Below are 20,184 nucleotides of genomic sequence, written 5' to 3' on the forward strand. Positions count from 1 at the left end.
CCCCCGCCCACCCGCACGATCGTGCTCTGGTGCCCGGACTGGCCGGTGATCGCCGCTGCCCGGGCAGCGGGGACACCGCCCGACCAGCCGTTCGCGCTCGTCGCCAAGGGCGAGGTCTACGCGAGTTCCGCCAGCGCCCGCCAGCAGGGGGTCGTCCGCGGGCTCCGCGTGCGCGAGGCCCAGGCGCGCTGCCCGGGACTCGTGGTGCAGCCGTACGACGACGCACTCGACCACCGGGCGTTCGAACCGGTCATCCGGGCGATCGAGACCGCGGTCCCCGGGGTCGAGGTCCTGCGGCCCGGCACCGTCGCGCTGCGCTCCCGCGGTCCCGCGCGCTACTACGGCGGCGAGCGTGCGGCTGCGGCGACCCTCGCGGGCATCGCGGCCGACCACGGTGCCCCCGGTGTCCGCGCCGGGGTGGCCGACACCCCGTTCGCCGCCGAGCAGGCCGCCCGGGCACGTCCGGTGCGACCGGGGGAGCGCGTGCGGATCGTGCCCGTGGGCGGGTCCGCTGCGTTCCTCGCCGACCTGCCGCTGGGCGTGCTCGGCGACGTCGACCTGGCGATGCTGCTCGGCCGACTGGGGATCAGCACCCTGGGGGACTTCGCCGCGCTCGGCGACGAGCAGGTGCGTGACCGGTTCGGCGTCCCCGGGGCGTTCCTGCACCGCCTCGCGGGGGGCCGTGACCCACGCGAGGTCGCTGCGCGCGAGGTGCCGCCCGAGCTCCGTGTCGAGGCGTCGTTCGAGCCGCCGCTCGACCGTGCCGACCAGATCGCGTTCGCGTTCCGCCGGTCGGCCGACGACTTCGCCGCCCGGCTCCGCTCCGCGGGGCTCGTCGCGACGACCATCCGCGTGGGCATCGTCGACGAACGGGACCTGCTGCTCGAACGCACCTGGGTCCACCCGCGGTGGTTCGACGCCGCCGACGTGGTCGACCGGGTGCGCTGGCAGTTGGCCGGCGGGGTGGACCCCTCGGGGCTCGAGGCGCCCGTCGTCCAGGTCGTGCTGGAGCCGGTCGCGGTGGACGACGCCGCGAACCACGAACGCGGGCTGTGGGGCACGGGACCCGACGAGCGCGTGCACCACGCCCTGGCCCGGGTGCAGGGGCTCGTCGGGCACGAGGGCGTCGTCACCCCGCGGGTCGGTGGCGGACGCACCCTGGCGGAGCGTGTCGTGCTCGTGCCGTGGGGCGACGCCCCCGTGGGCGGTGAGCGTGCCCTGGCGACCGTCAGGGACCGCCCGTGGCCCGGCAAGCTGCCCGGCCCCCCGCCGGCGACGGTGCTCGAACGCCCCCGCCCGGTGGACGTCGTCACGACCGACGGCGGCTCCGTGGACGTCGACGAGCGCGGCGTCCTGACCGGCGCGCCCGAACGGTTCCGGGCCGAGGGGGAGCGGGGCGGACGGTTCGCCCCCGTCACCGCGTGGGCCGGGCCCTGGCCGCTCGTCGTGCGCTGGTGGGAGTCGGGCGGGCGGCGGCTGCACCGGTTGCAGCTCGTCGACGGCGACGGTCGTGCCTGGTACCTGGTACTGGCCGACCATCGCTGGTGGGCCGAGGCGGTCGCGACGTGAACCGCGGCCGTGACGTGGGCCCCCGTCCCGACGACGAGGAGTGCTGATGGGCTACAGCAACCCCCCGATCCCGTGGTCGCAGTTCGAGCGGGCACTGTCGGACAAGCGTCCCGAGAGCACACACGCCGGCGACGGCGGGGACAGTCCCGCTTGGTCGCGCAAGCGGTCCCGGTACGTCCCGCCGCCCGCGCCCTCCGAGGACGCCGAACCGGTCGTCCCGTACGCCGAGCTGCACGCGCACTCGACGTTCAGCTTCCTCGACGGCGCGAGCGGTCCCGAGCACCTGGTCGAGGAGGCCGCACGGCTGCACCTGCACGGGCTGGCGCTCACCGACCACGACGGCTTCTACGGTGCCGCTCGGATGGCCGAGGTCGCCGAGGCGTACCCGACGGTGGCGACCGTCTACGGCACCGAGCTGTCCCTGGGACTCACCGAGCCGCAGAACGGGGTGCCCGATCCCGAGGGCACGCACCTGCTGCTGCTCGCCGACGGCCAGGAGGGCTACCACCGGCTCGCCGCCGCGGTGACGCGGGCACACCTCGCACCCGGGGCCGAGAAGGGGCGCCCGCAGTACGACCTCGACGACCTCGCGGCCCGGGCGGACGGGCACTGGCGGGTCCTCACCGGCTGCCGGAAGGGGGCCGTCCGGCAGGCGCTCGAGCGCGGGGGCGAGTCGGCGGCCGACGAGGCCCTGCGCACGCTGCTCGACCGGTTCGGCACCGCCGGGGTCGTCGTCGAGCTGACCGACCACGGCGACCCGCTCGACTCGGCCCGCAACGACGCCCTGTCCGTCCTCGCTGCCCGGCACGCGTTGCCCGTCGTGGCGACCGGGAACGTGCACTACGCGACCCCGGACCGCTTCCCCGTGGCGACCGCACTCGCCGCGGTGCGGGCGCGGCGCAGCCTCGACGAGGCCGACGGCTGGCTGCCCGCCGCCCCGACCGCACACCTGCGGTCCGGGGCCGAGATGGCCCGTCGCTTCGCCCGGTACCCCGGCGCGGTGGCGACCACCGTCGACCTCGCCGACGCGCTCGGCTTCCGGCTGCGGGCCGCCAAGCCGGGGTTGCCCGACGTCGACGTCCCGGCGGGGCACACGACGATGTCGTGGCTCCGCGAGCTCACCTGGCGCGGCGCCCGTCGGTTCTACCCGGGCAGCGCGGACGGCGTCGACCCGCTCAAGCGCGAACGCATCGAACGCGAGCTCTCGGTGATCGAGGAGAAGGACTTCCCGGGCTACTTCCTGATCGTGCGCGACATGGTGCAGTTCGCCCGCGACCGCGGGATCCTCTGCCAGGGGCGCGGCTCCGCGGCGAACTCGGCGGTCTGCTACCTGCTCGAGATCACCGCCGTCGACTCGATCCGGTACGGGCTGCCGTTCGAGCGGTTCCTGTCGGCGATGCGCGACGAGGAGCCCGACATCGACGTCGACTTCGACTCCGACCGGCGCGAAGAGGTCATCCAGTACGTCTACGACAAGTACGGCCGGTTCAACGCCGCGCAGGTGGCGAACGTCATCACCTACCGGCCGAAGGGCGCCGTCCGCGACATGGCGAAGGCCCTCGGGCACAGTCCCGGGCAGCAGGACGCGTGGTCGAAGCAGGTCGAGCGCTGGGGTTCGGTGACCGAGAGCCAGGACCACGACATCCCCGACACCGTGGTGGACATGGCGCAGCAGGTGCTCGGGTTCCCGCGGCACCTCGGCATCCACTCCGGTGGCATGGTGCTGACGGACCGGCCGGTGGGCGAGGTCGTGCCGATCGAGCACGCCCGGATGGACGGCCGCACGGTCCTGCAGTGGGACAAGGACGACTGCGCCTACATGGGGCTCGTGAAGTTCGACATGCTCGGTCTGGGCATGCTCGCGGCGCTGCAGTACGCGTTCGACCTGGCCGACGAGCACTGCGGGGAGCGCTGGGACATGCACTCCATCCCGAAGGAAGAGCAGGGCGTCTACGACCAGCTCTGCCGTGCCGACACGATCGGGGTGTTCCAGGTGGAGTCCCGGGCGCAGATGGGCACGCTCCCGCGGCTGCTGCCCCGGCGCTTCTACGACCTGGTCATCGAGGTGGCCCTGGTGCGCCCCGGGCCGATCCAGGGCGGCGCGGTGCACCCCTACATCCGACGACGTACCGGTGAGGAACCGATCACCTACATCCACCCGGCGCTCGAGCCCGTGCTGGAGCGGACGCTCGGGGTGCCGCTGTTCCAGGAGCAGCTGATGCAGATGGCGATCGCCGTGGGCGGATGCTCGGGCGACGACGCCGACCTGCTGCGGCGGGCGATGGGGTCGAAGCGCGGACTCGAGAAGATCGAGCGGCTGCGCGAGAAGCTCTACCTCGGCATGGCGGCGAACGACATCCACGGGGACGACGCCGACGCGATCTACGCGAAGATCCAGGCCTTCGCGAACTTCGGCTTCGCCGAGAGCCACTCGATCAGCTTCGCGCTCATCGTGTACGCGAGCGCGTGGATGCGGTTGCACTACCCGGGAGCGTTCCTGGCGGCACTGCTCCGGGCGCAGCCGATGGGGTTCTACTCACCCCAGACGCTCGTCGCCGACGCGCGTCGACACGGCGTGCAGGTGCTGCGTCCCGACGTCCTGCTGTCGGGGGTCGACGCGACGCTGGAGCCCCTCGACGGGACGGCGGACACCGCGCCGACCGGGCTCGACGCCTGCACGGCCGAGGAGCAGCCCCCGGTGCTGCCGTTCGACGGTTCGGCACCCGACGACACCGCGCAGCACCGACGCGACGGTGCGTTCGCGGTCCGGCTCGGGCTGGCCGAGGTGGCGTCGCTCGGGCGGCGGAGCGCCGAGGCCATCGTCGCCGAACGCACGGCGCACGGACCGTTCACGGACATGTCCGACCTCGCCCGACGGGTCCGGCTGAGCACCGCGCAGCTCGAGGCCCTCGCGGCCGCAGACGCCTTCGCGGGCCTCGGGATCGACCGCCGGAGCGGCATGTGGTCCGCTGCCCAGGCCGCCGCCGAGCGCCCCGACCAGCTCCCGGACACCCAGGTGACCGTGCAACCGCCGCTGTTCGGGCAGATGACGAGCGGCGACGTGCTCATCGCGGACATGTGGTCGACGGGGATGACGACCGACGACCACCCGGTGGGGCACCTCCGCGACCGGCTCCTCGCCCGCGGCGTGCTCAGCGTGCAGGACACCGCGACGGCCGAGTCCGGGCGCCGCATCGAGGTCGGCGGGATCGTCACCCACCGGCAGCGGCCCGCGACGGCGTCGGGGATCACGTTCCTCAACGTCGAGGACGAGACCGGGTTGGTGAACGTGATCTGCAGCGTCGGGGTGTGGGGACGCTACCGACGGGTGGCGCGTGAGTCACCCGCGGTGATCGTGCGGGGCATCCTCGAGCGGTCCCCGGACGGTGTGGTCAACGTCGTCGCGGACCGGATCGAACACCTGCCGCTCGCCGTCCGGACACGGTCGCGGGACTTCCAGTGACCGCGGTCGGCCCCGGCGACGGGCCCGGGCGTTCGACGGGCGTCAGCCCTCGGCGGGCACCGCCGGCACCCGGATGGTGACCTCGAGACCACCCGAACGCACGTTGCGGAGGGACGCCGTGCCTCCCGCCCGTTCTGCGATCGCACGGACGATCGCGAGCCCGAGGCCAGAGCCGCCCGGCATCGGGACCCCGCCCGTCGACGGGTCCGGGTCCCGGCGCGAGGTCCTGGCCTCGTCGGGACGGGTGAACCGGTCGAACGCGACCGGGATGAACGACTCGGGCACGCCCGGTCCGTCGTCGGTGATCTGCAGGACGCCGTCGGTGCCGTCGGTGCGCCACGACACGTACACGCCGCCGCCGCGCGGCAACGCCGCGACCGCGTTGCTGGCGGTGTTGGTGACCAGCTGCGCCATGCCGCCGGTGTCCAGGCGGTACCGCGGTTCGGCGGACGCAGCGTCGCTCGTGCCCGCGCCGGTGGCCCCGGACGAGCTGCCCGACGGGAGGGTCGGCTGCTCGAGGTCGAAGTCGACCGTGACGTCCTTCGCCGACGCGATCATGCGGACGCGGTCCACCGCGGCCATCACCTCGTCGCCGAGGTCGGACCACGCGGTCGTCGTCTGCTGGACGCCGTCCTCCTCGCGGCGCTCCGACTCCTCGATGCGGGAGAGCGTGAGCAGGTCGTTCGCCAGACGCGAGAGCCGGGCGACGCTCCGCTTGGCGCGGTCGATGTGGGCGGCGAGCGCAGCGGCGTCGTCCCCGTCGAGCGAGGCCAGGTCGAGCTGGGTGGTGAGGATCGCCAGGGGCGTCCGGAGCTCGTGGCTCGCGTCCGACACCATCTGGCGCTCGCGCTCGGTGACCTGGCGGGTGCGGGCGAGGAACGCGTTGAGGGTGGTGGCGAGCGAGGCCAGTTCGTCCTGCGCCGGGCCGACCGGCAGTTCCGCGCGTTCGGGGGCGACCGAGAGCCGCTCGGCCTCACGGCGCATCCGGTTCACCGGCCGCAGGGCGGCGGTGGCGAGTGCCCACGAGGCGACCCCGAACGCGATGAGGATCGCGAGCCCGGTGAGCGACAGCGTCGTGGTGAGGTCGTCGACGACGATCGCCTCGGCCTGGGAGTTGCGTGCTGCGACGACGGTCCACCGCCCGGCCTGGTTCACGGGGTGCTCGATGACGACCCGGTACTCGGAGTCGGAGACGTCGATGAGCGAGGTGCCGGCCTTGGTCGAGGTGAGGCTGCCGAGCGCGCGTTCGACCCGGGGCGGCATGGTCGACAGCCGGATCTTGCCGGACGGGTCGACGACCGCGACGAGCTGCGCGTTGCCCGGCGCGGACAGGTCCGGGTCGCTGTCGACCTCGAGCGTCGCCACGTACGGGTCGACGTCGGCGTCGAGCAGCGTCCGGGTCGCACTCGCGACGACGCTCACGACCTGGAACCGCATGACGAGCACGAGCAGCAGGATCACCACGGCGGCGATCGCGGTCGAGCCGATCGTGATCCGCGCCCGCAGGGAGAGCACGCGCAGCGGCCGGGGCAGACCGCTGCGGACGCGGTCGGTCCCGGCCCTGGGCGCGGGGTCGGTCACGCCCCGAGCAGGTCGAGCCGGTACCCGCGACCGCGGACCGTGGCGATGGCGACCGTCGCCTCGTGCGAGGTCAGCTTCTTGCGGAGGTACGAGATGTACTGCTCGACGACGTTCGGGTCGACGTGCTGCGAGCCGTCCCAGACCTCCTCGAGGATCTTCGGCCGGTCGACCACGGTGCCGACCGAGCGGGCGAGCAGGCGGAGGAGGGCGAACTCGGTCGGGCTCACCGCGACGCGCTGGCCCTTGATCGAGACCCGGCGGGCCTCGGAGTCGATCGCGACGTCGCCGACCTCGATGGTGCGCGGGGCACCGGCGGACTCACGCCGGCCGAGGGCGCGCAGGCGGGCGGTGAGTTCCGCGAAGGCGAACGGCTTGGTGAGGTAGTCGTCGGCTCCGGCGTCGAGGCCGAACACCCGGTCGTCCACGGCGTCGCGCGCGGTGACGAGCAGGATGCGCACCGGGTCCTCGCGTTCGCGGATGCGTCGGGCGAGCTCGAACCCGGACATGCCGGGCATCATCACGTCGACGATCGCGAGGTCGAACCCCTGCTCGCCGAGCGCGATGAGCGCTTCCACACCGTTCTCGACCGCAGTGACGCGGTACCCCTCCGCAGCGAGCCCGCGCTCCATGAGCGCGCGCATCTCGTCGTCGTCCTCGACCACCAACAGGCGCATGATCGACCTCCTCGGACCCCATCGTGGCATCGAACCGGGCCCCGGGGGCAGTGGCGGCTCCGAAGTCGCTGAATCTCGTCACAGTGACTTCTGTGCGTCTGCGGTCCGGGCGACCCGTGGACAGGGGTAGGACGTGCGTCCCACGGACTGGGGCGGGAGCATGTCACAGCTCGTTGCTAGGGTTCCCCGCGAGGACCCGTACCCGACGGGCCCTCATGTGGTTCTTGGGGGAACGATGAACGACCAGCCGGCCCACCCGGCCCTCGTCCGACTGCGTGCCGAACTCGTCGCGGCCCGCTCCGGCCTGGGGGTGCTCGGCGAGCTGGAGGGCTCGCGGCGTGACCGCGTCCTCGCCGACCTGCTGACGAGCGTCTCCGACGCCGCCAGCCGAGCGGCGCGGGTCGCCGGTGCCGAGGTCGTGGTGGCCGAGGTGCAGCGGTTCGCGTCGGTCGACGGTGCCGCCTCCGCTCCGGGTGGGGCGCCGGCGGTGTGGGACGACATCGCACAGGCGGCGGTCGAGGCGGCCACCGCGGTGCACGCGCAGGCCTGACGGCGTCCACCGCGGTGCACGCGCGGGCCTGACGGCGGCCGCCGCGGTGCGCGCGCAGGCCTGACAGCGGCACGGCCCACAACCCGCGGCCCGTGCCCCGCGGCCCGCGCCTCAGTCGTCCTCGCCGAGCAGCTCCTCGCGCACCCGTCGGATGTCCTCGAGCAGCGCCCCGATGAGCACCCAGTGCCGTGAGTTCGGCCGGACCACCCGGATCGGCCTGGTCAGCGCGGGCTCCGTGACACCGAACCCGGCGACCGCACCGCCGTCGCGCGCACCGGCACCGCCGCCACCGTCGCGCGCACCGCCGACGCCGTCGCCCGCCTCGTCCGCGTCGCCCGACAGCCCACCCGCACCACGGAGACCGACGAACCCGTCCGGCCGCACACCCTCGTCCCGGGCGTCGAGCCGCGTGGCCTCAACCCGCGCGCTCAGCGACCGGACGTCTGCCCCGATGCGGGCGACCTCGGTGGCGATGCTCCCCACCACGGGGTCCGCGCGCAGGTCCTCGGCGGTGTTGTCCCGGATCGCGCGGGTCATGCCCGTGACGCGGGTCACGAGCACGCGGAGGTGCTCGGTGACGGCGACGTCCCGTTCCAGGATCGTGCGGTGTCGGCCGCCGCGCGGGTTCATCGTGAGCGACTCGCCCGCCGCGGTCAGCGAGGCCTCGGTGCGCGCGTGCTGCTGGCGGAGCGCCCGGGCCTGCAGCAGGGCCTCGTGCCACCGGGCCTCGTCCCACCCCTCGGTCAGGCCGATCGCGATCCGCTCGAACGCGGCGGCGGTGTCGCGGGCCAGCCGGGCGACGGCGAGGTGCGCCGGTTCGAGCAGCACCGGCGGGACGATGAGCGCGTTCACCACGAGCGCGACCAGTGCACCGACGACGGTCTCCAGGATCCGGTCGGCGGAGTAGTTCGGGGTGACGACCCCGGCGGTGAGCACGAGCATGCCGCTGATGCCGACCTGGGTCGCCGAGGTCGGGGTGAGCCGGAGGGCCCAGCTGAGCAGGATCGCGAGCACGATCACGACGAGCACGACCCACACGCCGTCGCCGAGCCACAGGTGGAACCCCGTCGCGAGCACGACGCCGAGCACGACCCCGGCGCTGCGTTCGAGCCCCTTGACGAACGACTGGGTGATGCTCGGCTGCACGACGAGCAGCGCGGCGATCGCGGCGAACGTCGGGAACGGCCCGTCGATGAGGACCCGGCAGAGCAGGACCGCGGCCACCACGGCCACCGCCGTCTTCACGACCTGCAGGAAGGGCGTGCGGGCGGAACTGCGGAGGCGCGCGACCGGGTTCACGACCACCACGGTAGCCACGAGCCGCACGCCGAGCCGTGCACGATGGCGACGAATCCGCACGGGCACGGTTGACTGGTCCCGTGTGGCCCAACCACGAGCGCGTCATCCCGCAGGCCTTCGCCGGCTCCGGGACCTCCGTCGTCGCAGCGCGCGCCCACTCGGTCGAACCCTCCGGCAACGGGTACCTCTACGGCTACGAGGTCGACACGGTCGACCGCGCCGGCCAGCGCGCCACGGTCCTGACGTACGTCGACACCGGCGGCACGCACGACCAGAACAGCGCGATCGTCACCGACCCGGTCACGGGTGACCCGGTGTCGGTGTGGGCGTACCCGAACGACCCCGGGCTGCCGGTGCTCCCGCAGGTGACGTACCGCGACGCCGTGACCGACCTGCTCGGCGGGATCGGCATGCCGGTCACCGACCCGGTGCTGTCCGTGGCGGCCTACCGTCCGGGCAAGCGTGCCGTGGTCCGGGTCGACGCCCCGGAACGCACCCTCTTCCTCAAGATCGTGCGCCCGCACCGGGTGGCCCCGATCGTGGAGTCCCACGAGCAGTTCGTCGCGGCCGGGCTCCCGGTCCCGCGCGTGCTCTCGAGCCGCGGGGACGGCCTGCTCGTGCTCGAGCGGATCCGCGGGGTCCCCGCCGGCAGCCGCATCACCGAGATCGCCGACGACCCGCGCTTCGTCGCCTCGCTCGCCGCGCTGACCGGCCGCATCGCGACCGTGCCGATGACGCAGCAGGCCCGAGCGGACGCCATGGACCACGCCGACTGGCACCGCCGGACGCTCGTCGCCGCGCTGCCGCAGGACGCCGAGGAGATCGACGCCCTGTACGACGAGATCGGGCGGCGCTCGGTGAGCTGGGGGAGCGGGACCCGCCAGGTCGTGCACGGCGACCTGCACCTCGAGCAGGTGTTCGTCGACGAGGACGAGCCGTGGCGCATCTCGGGGCTGCTCGACATCGACACCGCCGGCTGGGGCTTCCCGGTCCGCGACATCGGTGCGGTCGTCGCGCACCTCGTCGTCACGGCGCTCTGGCACCGCTCACGTGGCGACGCCGAACGGGGTGCAGCGGCGGAGCGGCTCGCCGACGCCGTGGCGCGCGACTGGGTCGCGCGGAACCCCGGCGAGGCCGAGCGGATCGGCCCCGCGATCGGTGCCCAGCTCCTCGCCCACGCCGGCGGGCAGGCGACGACGGGGTCCGCCAACGGCGTGCAGACCGCGCAGCACCTGCTCGCGGCGACACGTGCGGCGCTCGCCGACGCTGCACCCGTGCTGCCGTCCGACGGTCTGGTGCGTCCGCGGTCCGCACCGCAGGTCTGAGACGACGACCCTCCGCACCGGTCGGGAGGCGCATGGCGGCCCGGCACCGTGCCTCCGGTCGGTCCGGCTGCCGGTCGGGAGGCGCGTGGCGGCCCGGCACCGTGCCTCCCGTCCGTCCCGTGCGCGGTCCGGAGGTGCGTGGCGCCCGGCGCCGCGCCTCCCGTCCCGTGCGCGCGACGCGCGCGGGGACGCGGGAGTCGCCGCCGTCGGGGGTCGGGGAGTAAACTGCCTGGAGCACGCACCGTGTGCTCGCGTGCCGCGTCGATTCCGGATGCGGCGGTCGGTCGGTTGACCGACGCGGGGGCCGGGCCGTGAGCGTCCAGTGGGGCGCCACGTGCGTGCGACGGCGCCGGACCCCGGCGCGGACCGACGTGTCGCGTACCGAGCGGTGCACGACGGCACGGTCCGCAGGGCTCCACCGGAGTTCCGCAACGGGACCGGCGCACCAGCGGGCCAGGGTGGCCCGCGGGACCGGAGCCGTGCCGGCACCGGTCGAGGACTTCCCGCCACCGACGGCGGCTCGCCCGTGCAGACGGGCGGAACAAGGAGGAGCGTTGGCTCGATCAGGCACCCGGCGTGCAGCCGGCGGGACGCGGACCGCGTCGCGCCGCACCAGGCCGCTCGACAACGACGGCGTCATCCCCGTCCTCGCCCGCGCCGTGCGCGAGGTCGAGGCCGCGGCGCAGCGCGGTCCGCTCAAGGCCACCAACCGGACGAAGTTCCAGGCGGTCGCACTGCTCATGCGTGAGGAGCGTGCCCGCGTCAAGGCGGACACCGAGCTCACCGACGCGCAGCGCGCCGAGCAGCTGAAGCGCCTCGACGGCGTGGCGACGATCCTCGCGAAGACGGCGGCACGCGACACCAGCGTGATCCAGCTGCTGACCGAGGAGGCCTCGGTCAGCGAGGCCACCCGCACGGTCAAGCGCGACATGATGATCGCCGGCGGGATGGAGCTGCAGCCGGAGGACCTCGTCATCGCCGCCGAGCCGTCCCCGGTCGTCGAGACCCCGGTGCGGTCGGTGCTCCCGCAGGCCGTCGTGCAGCGGCAGCTCGCGAACCCGTTCATGCCGCCGGACTTCGCGCTCGCCGACCAGCCCGTCGCGCACCCGCGTCGCCTGGCGAACTGGGAGCTGTTCGGCCCGCTGTTCAAGTCGTTCGAGTACGGCGCGGGCGGGGGAGCGGCGTCGATGCCGCTGCCCGAACCCGCGAACCTGCACACGCGCTCGGGCACCACGCTCATGAAGCACCAGGCGGAGCTCGTCGCCGCCGCGTCGCAGGGACACCGCACGTTCCTGCTCGCCGACGAGCCGGGTCTCGGCAAGACGGCGCAGTCGCTGCTCGCCGCCGACGCCGCGAACGCCTTCCCGCTGCTCGTCGTCGTGCCGAACGTCGTCAAGACGAACTGGGCACGCGAGGCCGAGCGCTGGGTGCCGAACCGCCGCGCGACCGTCATCCACGGTGACGGGGACGACCTCGACGGGTTCGCCGACATCGTCATCGTGAACTACGAGATCCTCGACCGGCACGTCGGCTGGCTCGGCTCGTTCGGGTTCAAGGGCATGGTCGTCGACGAGGCGCACTTCATCAAGAACAAGGAGTCGCAGCGCTCCCGGTTCGTGCTGCAGCTCGCCGAGAAGATCCGCGAGCGCACGGCCGCGCCGCTCCTCATGGCGCTCACCGGGACCCCGCTGATCAACTCGGTCGAGGACTTCCGCACCATCTGGGAGTACCTCGGCTGGATCGACGACAAGAAGCCCCGCGCGAAGCTCATGAACGAGCTCGAGGACATCGGGCTCACCCCCGCCGACCCGGGCTTCTTCGTCGAGGCGCGCAAGGCCGTCATCGACCAGGGCATCGTGCGGCGCCGCAAGGTCGACGTCGCGGCGGACATCCCGGCCCGTCGCATCGCCGACATCCCGGTCGAGCTCGACGGCGAGGAGGGTCGCTCGATCCGCGACGCCGAGCGCGAGCTCACCGCGAAGCTCGTCCGCCGGTACCACCAGGCCCTCGCGGCCCGGACCGGGCAGGACCCGGTGGTCGGCATCGACCACAAGCTCGTGCGGCAGGTCGCCCGCTGGGAGCTCGAGGACCAGGACGCCTCGTCGACCGGCGAGAACGTGTTCTCGATGGTGCGTCGCATCGGCCGTGCGAAGGCCCAGCTCGCGGCGGACTACGCGGCGCAGCTGGCGTCGAACGTCGGCAAGGTCGTGTTCTTCGCGAAGCACCTCGACGTGATGGACCAGGCCGAGGAGGTCTTCGCCCGTCGTGGCCTGAAGACCGCGACCGTCCGCGGCGACCAGACCCCGGTGCAGCGCACGGCCGAGATCGACGCGTTCGTGAACGACCCCGACGTCGCCGTGATCGTCTGCTCGTTGACGGCGGCCGGCGTCGGCCTGAACCTGCAGGTGGCGTCCAACGTCGTGCTCGCGGAGCTGTCGTGGACGAGCGCCGAGCAGACCCAGGCGATCGACCGCGTGCACCGCATCGGGCAGGAGGAGCCGGTCACCGCGTGGCGCATCATCGCCGCGCAGACGATCGACACCAAGATCGCCGAGCTCATCGACTCGAAGGCGTCCCTGGCCGCCCGCGCGCTCGACGGCTCGGACGAGGAGGTCGTCGACTCCGGTGACATCCAGCTCGACGCGATGGTCGCACTGCTGACGGACGCGCTCTCGCGCTGAGTGCGGCGGGGCTGCGGCCCCGTCGCCGCTCGCGCGCGCCGCGGGCTGCGACAGGGCCCCGCGTGCGTTCGCACAACGAGAAGCGGCTCGAACCACGGAATTCCGTGGTTCGAGCCGCTTCTCGTTGTGCAGGAGCACGTCGCGCCGCGGGGTGGCTCCGGTCAGCACGTCGCGCCGCGGGGTTGCTCCGGCCAGCGCGCCCCGCCGCGGGTCAGATGCGGGACTGCACCTCGGCGAGCGAGGGGTTCGTCGCGGTGCTGCCGTCCGGGAACACGAGCGTCGGCACCGTCTGGTTGCCGCCGTTGACCTCGGCGACGAGCTCGGCCGTGCCGGGCGTCTGCTCGATGTCGACCTCGCGGAAGGGGACGCCCGCCTTGGTCATCTGGTTCTTCAGGCGCGCGCAGTACCCGCACCAGGTGGTCGTGAACATGGTGACGCCGCCGGCCTCCGGCACGAACGCGTCACGGGTGATGGTGTCGCTCATGCCGCGAGCCTAGATCGCCCGGGTGGACGTGCCCCGCGAGTTCGTGGTGCACGACGCCGTCCTGGTAGACAGGAGCACGTGACGGACACGCACCTCGAGATCGAGCGCACCTACGACCTGCCCGAGGGCGGGGCCCTCCCGGACCTGATCGGCGTCGGCAGCATCACCGCCACGGACCACCAGGAGCCGTTCGCCCTCGACGCGACCTACTGGGACACCGAGCGCTACGACCTGGTGGCGTCCCGCGTCACCGTCCGCCGACGCACGGGTGGCCCCGACGCCGGCTGGCACATCAAGCGCTCGGCCTCCGACACGGTCCGGCACGAGCAGCACTTCCCCCTCACGGAGGACGCCGACACCGTCCCCGACGAGGTCCTCGCCGCCCTGTTCACCGAGCGCCGGGGCCGCGCGCTCCGACCGGTCGTGCACATCGCGACCACCCGCACGGTCACGCGCCTGCTCGACGAGGACGACGAGCAGGTCGCCGAGCTCGCCGACGACCTGGTCACCGCGCAGCGTCTGGACGCCGACGCCCCGGCCACGCCCCGCACCTGGCGTGAGGTCGAGGTGGAGGCCGTCGCCGGCGTCGACGAGCAGGTCGCGCACGAGCTGTTCGCGGCGCTGGACGGGCGCTTCGCGGCCGTGGGGGCCGCACCTGCGGCCGTCGCGTCCAAGCTGGCACGCGGGCTGGCAGGCGCACCGGCACCGCGCCTCCAGACCGCCGACAAGCCCGAGAAGGGCACCGCGGCCCGCGCGCTCGCCAAGCAGCTGAAGAAGCTGCGCGCCGCGCTGCTCGCCCAGGAGGCGCAGCTCCGGTCCGGCGGGCCGGCCGACCTCCGCGAGACGGCCCGGACCGCCCTCGGCATCGCCGCCGTGCTCGGGTCGTACCGCCCGGCGTTCGCCGGGACGGCCGCGGCCGACCGCGCGGCCGAGGCCGCCGACGGCCTTGCCGCGGTGACCGCGCGGGCCGCACTCGCCGACTACCTGGTGGAGCGGCTGCCGTACGCGTCCTCCCCGGCGCAGGACCTGCTCGTCGACACGATGACCCGCGAGCGGGTGCTGGCAGCGACCCGGGAGCGCCGGGCGGTCGCGGTGGCCGAGGTCCTCGCGTTCCTGCACGGTGAGCCGTACCTCGAGCTGCTCGACGCCCTCGACGACGCCGTGGAGCGTCCGGCCCCGACCGACTGGGCACTCCGGTCGCCGAAGCGCGTCGCGCAGGACGTCTCGGCCGTCGAGAAGCCCCGGGTGCGCCGACTCGTGCAGACCGCGGTCGGCGAGGAGGACGACTCCCTCGGCCTGCTCGACCGCGAGGCGACCGAGCGTGCCGCGACCGAGGAGGCCTGGCGTGCCGCCACCCGGGCCCGCGCGGCGATGGACGTGCTCGGCGACGACGCGTTCCCGCACGCGCTGTGGAAGCGGATCGGCGACGCTGCGGACGTGCTGACCGAGCGGGTGCGGTCGCTGCACGCGCTCGACGTGCTGCGGGTGCACTCCGGCATCGCCGAGCGCGGTGGCGAGGGCACGTTCGGGTACGGCGTGCTCGCGGGCGACCGGGTGCGGTTGGCCGAGGACTCCTACGACCAGGCGGTGCACGCGCTCAACCGCGTGTGACGGGCGGGCGCGGGCTGCCGCGTCCGCCGCTTGCCGCGTCCACCCCGGGCGCGGGCGCGACCCGGGGGCCGCGCCCGTTCGGGTCAGCCGGCGGCGATCGGCTCCGCAGCGGCTGCCGGGTTCACGTCGGCGAGCCCGAGCACGTCGAGCAGCCAGGCGATCTCGAACGCCCGCTCCTTCCACGAGTCGTACCGGCCGCTCACGCCACCGTGCCCGGCTGCCATCTCGGTCTTCAGCAGCACCGGGGCGCCGACCTCGCGGAGCTTCGCGGTCCACTTCGCCGGCTCGACGTAGAGCACGCGGGTGTCGTTGATCGACGTCACCGCGAGGATCCGCGGGTACTGCACGTCGTCGCGGACGTTCTCGTACGGCGAGTACTCGCTCATGTAGCGGTACACCTCGGGGTCGTGCAGCGGGTCCCCCCACTCGTCCCACTCGATGACCGTGAGCGGCAGGTCGGGGTCGAGGATGCTCGTGAGCGCGTCGACGAAGGGCACGGCTGCCAGGATGCCGGCGAAGCGCTCGGGTGCGAGGTTCGCGACCGCACCCATGAGCAGGCCGCCCGCGCTGCCGCCCTCGGCGACGAGCCGGTCGGCGCTGGTCCGCCCGGACGCGATCAGGTGCTCGGCGACCGCGACGAAGTCGGTGAAGGTGTTCTTCTTGGTGAGGGTCTTGCCGTCCTCGTACCAGTGCCGGCCCATCTCGCCGCCACCGCGGACGTGCGCGACCGCGAAGACGACGCCGCGGTCGAGCATCGACAGCCGCATGACGCTGAAGCCCGGGTCGATCGAGTGCTCGTACGAGCCGTAGCCGTACAGGTGGAGCGGTGCCGGCCGGTCGGCGTCGACGGCGTCGCGTCGCCAGACGAGCGACACCGGGACCTCCGTGCCGTCGGGGGCGGTCGCCCAGTCCCGCTCCTGCACGTAGTCCGCCGGGTCGTAGCCGCCGAGGACGGGCTGGCGCTTCAGCACGGTGACCTCGCCGGTCGCCAGGTCGAGGTCGCTCACCTCGGACGGGGTGACGAACGACGTGTACCCGATGCGCAGGGTCGGCTGGTGCCACTCCGGGTTGCCGCCGAGTCCCGCCGAGAACAGCGCCTCGTCGAAGGGGACCTCGTGCGCGTCGCCGTAGCCGTCGCCCTCGATCGGGATGACGGCGACGCGGGGGAGCGCCTCGGACCGGTACTCGAGCGCGAGGTGCCCGGCGAAGGCGTCCACCGACTCGATGCGTCGCTCCGGGTGGTGCGCGACGACGACCCGGCGGTCCCGCTCGGAGGTCGGGTCGTCGGCGGGCACGTCGACGAGCTCGAAGTTCTCGGCGCCGTCGTTGTGCAGGACGAGGAAGCGGTCGCTCCCGCCGACGATGGCGTGCTCGATCTCGTACTCGACGCCCTCGCGCCGGGGCCACACGACGGTGAACTCGCCGGTCGGGTCCGACGCGTCGAGGACGAGCGCCTCCGAGGTGATCTTCGACCCGAGCTCGATGACGATGTACTGCGACGACCGGGTGACTCCGACTCCGACCCAGTACCGGTCGTCCGGCTCCTCGAAGACCACGACGTCCTCGGACGCCGCCGTGCCGACCCGGTGCCGCCAGATGCGGTCGGGCCGCCAGGACTCGTCGACGGTCGGGTAGAACAGGTACCGGCCGGAGGGGTCGAAGGTCGCACCCGAACCGGTGTCGGGGATCTCGTCGCCGAGGTCCTCGCCGGTCGTCAGGTCGCGCACGTGCAGGGTGTAGCGCTCGTCGCCCTCGACGTCCACGCCGTAGACCAGGCGGGTGCCGTCGTCGCTGATGTCGTAGCTGCCGAGCGAGAAGAAGTCGTGTCCCTCGGCCAGGGCGTTGCCGTCCAGGACGACCTGCTCACCGGGGAGCGTCCCCGCACCCTCGGCGACCGCGGGCGGGGTCCAGTCGTCGGGTCCGGTGATCGGCGCGCGGCAGTGGGTGCCGTACTGGCTGCCCTCGGCGGTGCGCGTGAAGTACCACCAGTCGCCCATGCGGACCGGCACCGAGAGGTCGGTCTCCTGCACGCGGCTCTTCACCTCCGCGAAGACGCGGTCGCGCAGCGGGGCGAGGTGCTCGGTGGCGGCATCGGTGTACGCGTTCTCGGCCTCGAGGTAGGCGATCGTGTCCGGTGACTCCTTGTCGCGCAACCACTCGTACTCGTCGACGAAGTCGATGCCGTGGTGGGTCCGCGTCACGGGCCGCTTGGCGGCGGACGGCGGGGTGGTGGCCTGGGCGTGCTCGCTGCTCACCGTCCCACCCTATTCGGCGGGTCCGAGCGGCCGCCCACCGACGCGGTGCCGGCTCCGTCCCGAGCGCTCGTCGCCGCAGGGCACCCGCGCGCCCGGGCGTCGACCCCGTCCCGGACCCGCTCGACGAACGCGTCGAGCTCGGCGACGACCGCGGGCGCCACCCACGCCCGGTTCTGTCGACGCGTGGTGACCGGTCGCAGGACGCCCGCTCGACAGAGGTCGTCGGTCGTCCGGTCGACCACGGCCCCGACGTCGCGGCCCACCCCCGGACCGGTCCCACCAGCGGCGCAGCGGACGAGCCGCTCGGCGTGGTCCTCGGTGAGCACGGCGTCCTGCTCGAGCGCCCGCCCCAGCACCGCGTGCACACCGGACCGGCAGACGCCCGCGGCACGGTCGACCCCCACCTCGGCGAGCAGCAGGGAGGTGACCAGGGCCTCGTCGGCTGCGGCACCCACCGCGATCGCCAGGTCCCGCACCCAGTCGTCGACCGCTCCCTGCCGGTACCGCTCGAGGTGCGCGAAGTACCGGTCACGTTCGGCGTCGAGCACGACGGCGAGCGGGACGACGGCCGACCGCGCGGCCCCGCGGGCGCGCAGGACCGCGGCGACCAGTGCCCGACCGATGCGGCCGTTGCCGTCGGTGAACGGGTGGATCGACTCGAACTGCGCGTGCGCGATCGCGGCCTGGGCGACGGGGTGCAGGTCGTCGCGCCGGAGGAACGCGAACAGGTCGGCCATGAGCGCCGGGACGTGCTCCGGCGGCGGTGGGACGTACCGGGCCGTCCGCGGGGTGGCGCCGCCGCCGATCCAGTTCTGCACCTCCCGGTACCGCCCGGCGTCCGGCCCGTCGAGCGGGTCGTCGCGCATGAGGTGGTGGTGTGCCCGCAGCAGCGCGGGCTCGTCGACGGTCCCGCCCGACGCCGCCTCGACGAGACCGACGATCGCCTCGGCCGCGCGGACGGTCGCCGTGGCACCCGCGTTCGCCCGCGAGCCGACGAGGGCACGGGCGACGTCCTCGGTCGTGGCGTGCTCGTGCTCGATCCGCGACGAGGAGACCGCCTCGGTCCGCGCGAGCACGTGCTGCAGGGGACCGGTGCCCGGCGCGTCGTCCAGCGCACGGAGGGCGAGCGCCGCACGCGCGAGCAGCACCGCCGTCCCGTCGTCGGGGGACCAGTCGGCCCCGGCCACGGGCGGCGGCAGCGACACCCGGACCGAGCGCAGGAGCCGGTCGGCGCGCGGGCCCCGCACGGCGCTCCGCCACGGGCGTTCCTCGGTGCGGTGCGACGGCCACACCGGCGTGGTCGTCAGGGCGGTCGTGCTGGTGGGGTCGGGCACGGGCCTCCTCGGGCGGTCGTGGGTCGGACGAGCAGGGACGCCGGCGGCGCCGGACGGCCACCGTCCAACGACGGTAGGACCGGGCGGACGCGCCCGCCAAGGAATGCACATGTCGCATGCACGACCGCGCGGCCCCGGACCCCGACCGCCGTAGCGTGGACGCATGCGTTCCTCCTCCTTCGTCGTCACCGGCGCCCACGTCGTCCCCGTCTCCGCACCCGCCTTCGACGGCGGTGCCGTCGTCGTCGAGGACGGCCGCATCACCGCGGTCGGCCCCGACGTCACCCCGCCGCTCGGCCTGCCCGTCGTGGACGCCGCCGGCGCCTGGCTCGTCCCCGGCTTCGTCGAGGCGCACGGCCACGTCGGCATCCACGAGGAGGCGAACGGCTGGGCGGGGAACGACACGAACGAGATGACCGACCCGAACACGGCCGCCGTCCGGGCGATCGACGCCGTCGACATCGACGACGAGGGCTTCCGCGACGCACTGTCCGGCGGCATCACGAGCATCGTCGTGAAGCCCGGCTCCGGCAACCCGATCGGCGGACAGACCGTGGCGATCAAGACCTGGGGCGGCCGGACGATCGACGAGCAGCTCATCTCCGACGCCGTCAGCGTCAAGAGCGCCCTCGGCGAGAACCCGAAGCGCGTGTACGGCGACAAGGGGCAGACGCCCTCGACCCGCCTGGGCGTCGCGAAGGTCATCCGCGAGGCGTTCGTCGCCGCGCAGGACTACCGCGCCGCACGCGAGGCCGCGGCGGCGAAGGGCGAGCCGTTCACGCGCGACCTGACGAAGGAGACCCTCGTCCGCGTGCTCGACGGCGAGCTCGCGTGGGACCAGCACGTGCACCGGCACGACGACATCGCGACGGCCCTGCGGCTCGCCGACGAGTTCGGGTACCGACTCGTCGTGAACCACGGCACCGAGGCGCACAAGATCGCCGACGTGCTCGCCGAGCGGGACGTACCGGTGATCTACGGCCCGCTGTTCACGAGCCGCTCGAAGGTCGAGCTCCGCGACCGCGGCATCCGGAACCTCGCGACGCTCGCCGCTGCAGGCGTCCGGGTGGCGATCACGACGGACGCCCCGGTCGTGCCGATCAACATGCTCGTCGACCAGGCCACCGCCGCGGTCAAGGAGGGGCTGCCCTGGCAGTCCGCGCTCGAGGCGCTCACCACGAACCCCGCCGACTTCCTCGGCTTCGGGCACCGCGTCGGCCGCATCGAGCCCGGCTTCGACGCGGACCTCGTGCTCTGGGACGGCGACCCGCTCGCCGCGACCAGCCGCGCGACGCGCGTCTGGATCGAGGGCGCGTCCGTCTACGCGTGGGCCGACGGGACCGGCGTCACCACCCCGC

The 20,184-nt window shown here is 73.9% G+C and carries 13 protein-coding genes; 7 read left to right on the forward strand and 6 right to left on the reverse strand.

Features of this window, described 5'->3' with window-relative positions:
* Nucleotides 1–1,569: DNA polymerase Y family protein (locus BEP24_RS12450; RefSeq protein ID WP_216093140.1), on the forward strand; the 1,569-nt coding region annotated here is incomplete at its 5' end.
* A gap of 46 nt (nucleotides 1,570–1,615) precedes the next feature.
* Complete coding sequence (locus BEP24_RS12455; protein WP_065963854.1) at nucleotides 1,616–5,032, forward strand: error-prone DNA polymerase; 3,417 nt, start codon at nucleotides 1,616–1,618, stop codon at nucleotides 5,030–5,032.
* 42 nt (nucleotides 5,033–5,074) lie between these two features.
* Here the strand turns inward: BEP24_RS12455 and BEP24_RS12460 are convergent, their stop codons facing one another.
* Nucleotides 5,075–6,613, reverse strand: coding sequence for a HAMP domain-containing sensor histidine kinase (locus BEP24_RS12460; protein WP_083230341.1), 1,539 nt, complete (start codon nucleotides 6,611–6,613; stop codon nucleotides 5,075–5,077).
* Nucleotides 6,610–7,287 carry a response regulator transcription factor gene (locus BEP24_RS12465; RefSeq protein ID WP_065963855.1) on the reverse strand — a complete coding sequence of 226 codons (678 nt, stop codon included), beginning with the start codon at nucleotides 7,285–7,287 and terminating at the stop codon, nucleotides 6,610–6,612. The genes BEP24_RS12460 and BEP24_RS12465 overlap by 4 nt, the downstream gene beginning before the upstream one ends.
* A gap of 235 nt (nucleotides 7,288–7,522) precedes the next feature.
* On the opposite strand from BEP24_RS12465, the gene BEP24_RS12470 reads away from it, so the two are divergent.
* Complete coding sequence (locus BEP24_RS12470) at nucleotides 7,523–7,837, forward strand: hypothetical protein (protein WP_065963857.1); 315 nt, start codon at nucleotides 7,523–7,525, stop codon at nucleotides 7,835–7,837.
* 111 nt (nucleotides 7,838–7,948) lie between these two features.
* Here the strand turns inward: BEP24_RS12470 and BEP24_RS12475 are convergent, their stop codons facing one another.
* Nucleotides 7,949–9,136: an aromatic acid exporter family protein gene (locus tag BEP24_RS12475; RefSeq protein WP_171898809.1), complete on the reverse strand. Its 1,188-nt coding sequence runs from the start codon at nucleotides 9,134–9,136 to the stop codon at nucleotides 7,949–7,951.
* 80 nt (nucleotides 9,137–9,216) lie between these two features.
* On the opposite strand from BEP24_RS12475, the gene BEP24_RS12480 reads away from it, so the two are divergent.
* Both BEP24_RS12480 and BEP24_RS12485 read left to right on the forward strand, forming a co-directional pair.
* Nucleotides 9,217–10,461: an aminoglycoside phosphotransferase family protein gene (locus BEP24_RS12480; protein WP_065963860.1), complete on the forward strand. Its 1,245-nt coding sequence runs from the start codon at nucleotides 9,217–9,219 to the stop codon at nucleotides 10,459–10,461.
* A 554-nt stretch (nucleotides 10,462–11,015) separates the two neighbouring features.
* Complete coding sequence (locus BEP24_RS12485; protein ID WP_065963861.1) at nucleotides 11,016–13,142, forward strand: DEAD/DEAH box helicase; 2,127 nt, start codon at nucleotides 11,016–11,018, stop codon at nucleotides 13,140–13,142.
* Between the two features lie 211 nt (nucleotides 13,143–13,353).
* Here BEP24_RS12485 and BEP24_RS17635 read toward each other — a convergent pair whose 3' ends face one another.
* Nucleotides 13,354–13,626, reverse strand: a complete 273-nt coding sequence (locus tag BEP24_RS17635) for a mycoredoxin (RefSeq protein WP_065963863.1) — start codon at nucleotides 13,624–13,626, stop codon at nucleotides 13,354–13,356.
* Nucleotides 13,627–13,704: 78 nt separating this feature from the next.
* Between BEP24_RS17635 and BEP24_RS12495 the strand changes: the two genes are divergently transcribed.
* Nucleotides 13,705–15,237 carry a CYTH domain-containing protein gene (locus tag BEP24_RS12495; protein WP_065963864.1) on the forward strand — a complete coding sequence of 511 codons (1,533 nt, stop codon included), beginning with the start codon at nucleotides 13,705–13,707 and terminating at the stop codon, nucleotides 15,235–15,237.
* Nucleotides 15,238–15,320: 83 nt separating this feature from the next.
* Here BEP24_RS12495 and BEP24_RS12500 read toward each other — a convergent pair whose 3' ends face one another.
* Together BEP24_RS12500 and BEP24_RS12505 are read right to left on the reverse strand one after the other, a co-directional pair.
* A complete protein-coding gene (locus tag BEP24_RS12500; RefSeq protein ID WP_065963866.1) occupies nucleotides 15,321–17,492 on the reverse strand; it encodes a S9 family peptidase in 2,172 nt (723 codons plus the stop codon).
* Nucleotides 17,489–18,826, reverse strand: coding sequence for a Fic family protein (locus BEP24_RS12505; RefSeq protein WP_065963868.1), 1,338 nt, complete (start codon nucleotides 18,824–18,826; stop codon nucleotides 17,489–17,491). Before BEP24_RS12505 ends, BEP24_RS12500 begins: the two co-directional genes overlap by 4 nt.
* Before the next feature lie 163 nt (nucleotides 18,827–18,989).
* Here BEP24_RS12505 and BEP24_RS12510 point away from each other — a divergent pair.
* Nucleotides 18,990–20,184: amidohydrolase (locus BEP24_RS12510; protein WP_065963870.1), on the forward strand; the 1,195-nt coding region annotated here is incomplete at its 3' end.

This window comes from Curtobacterium sp. UCD-KPL2560 (assembly GCF_001705035.1).
In the GTDB taxonomy this organism is placed as follows: domain Bacteria; phylum Actinomycetota; class Actinomycetes; order Actinomycetales; family Microbacteriaceae; genus Curtobacterium.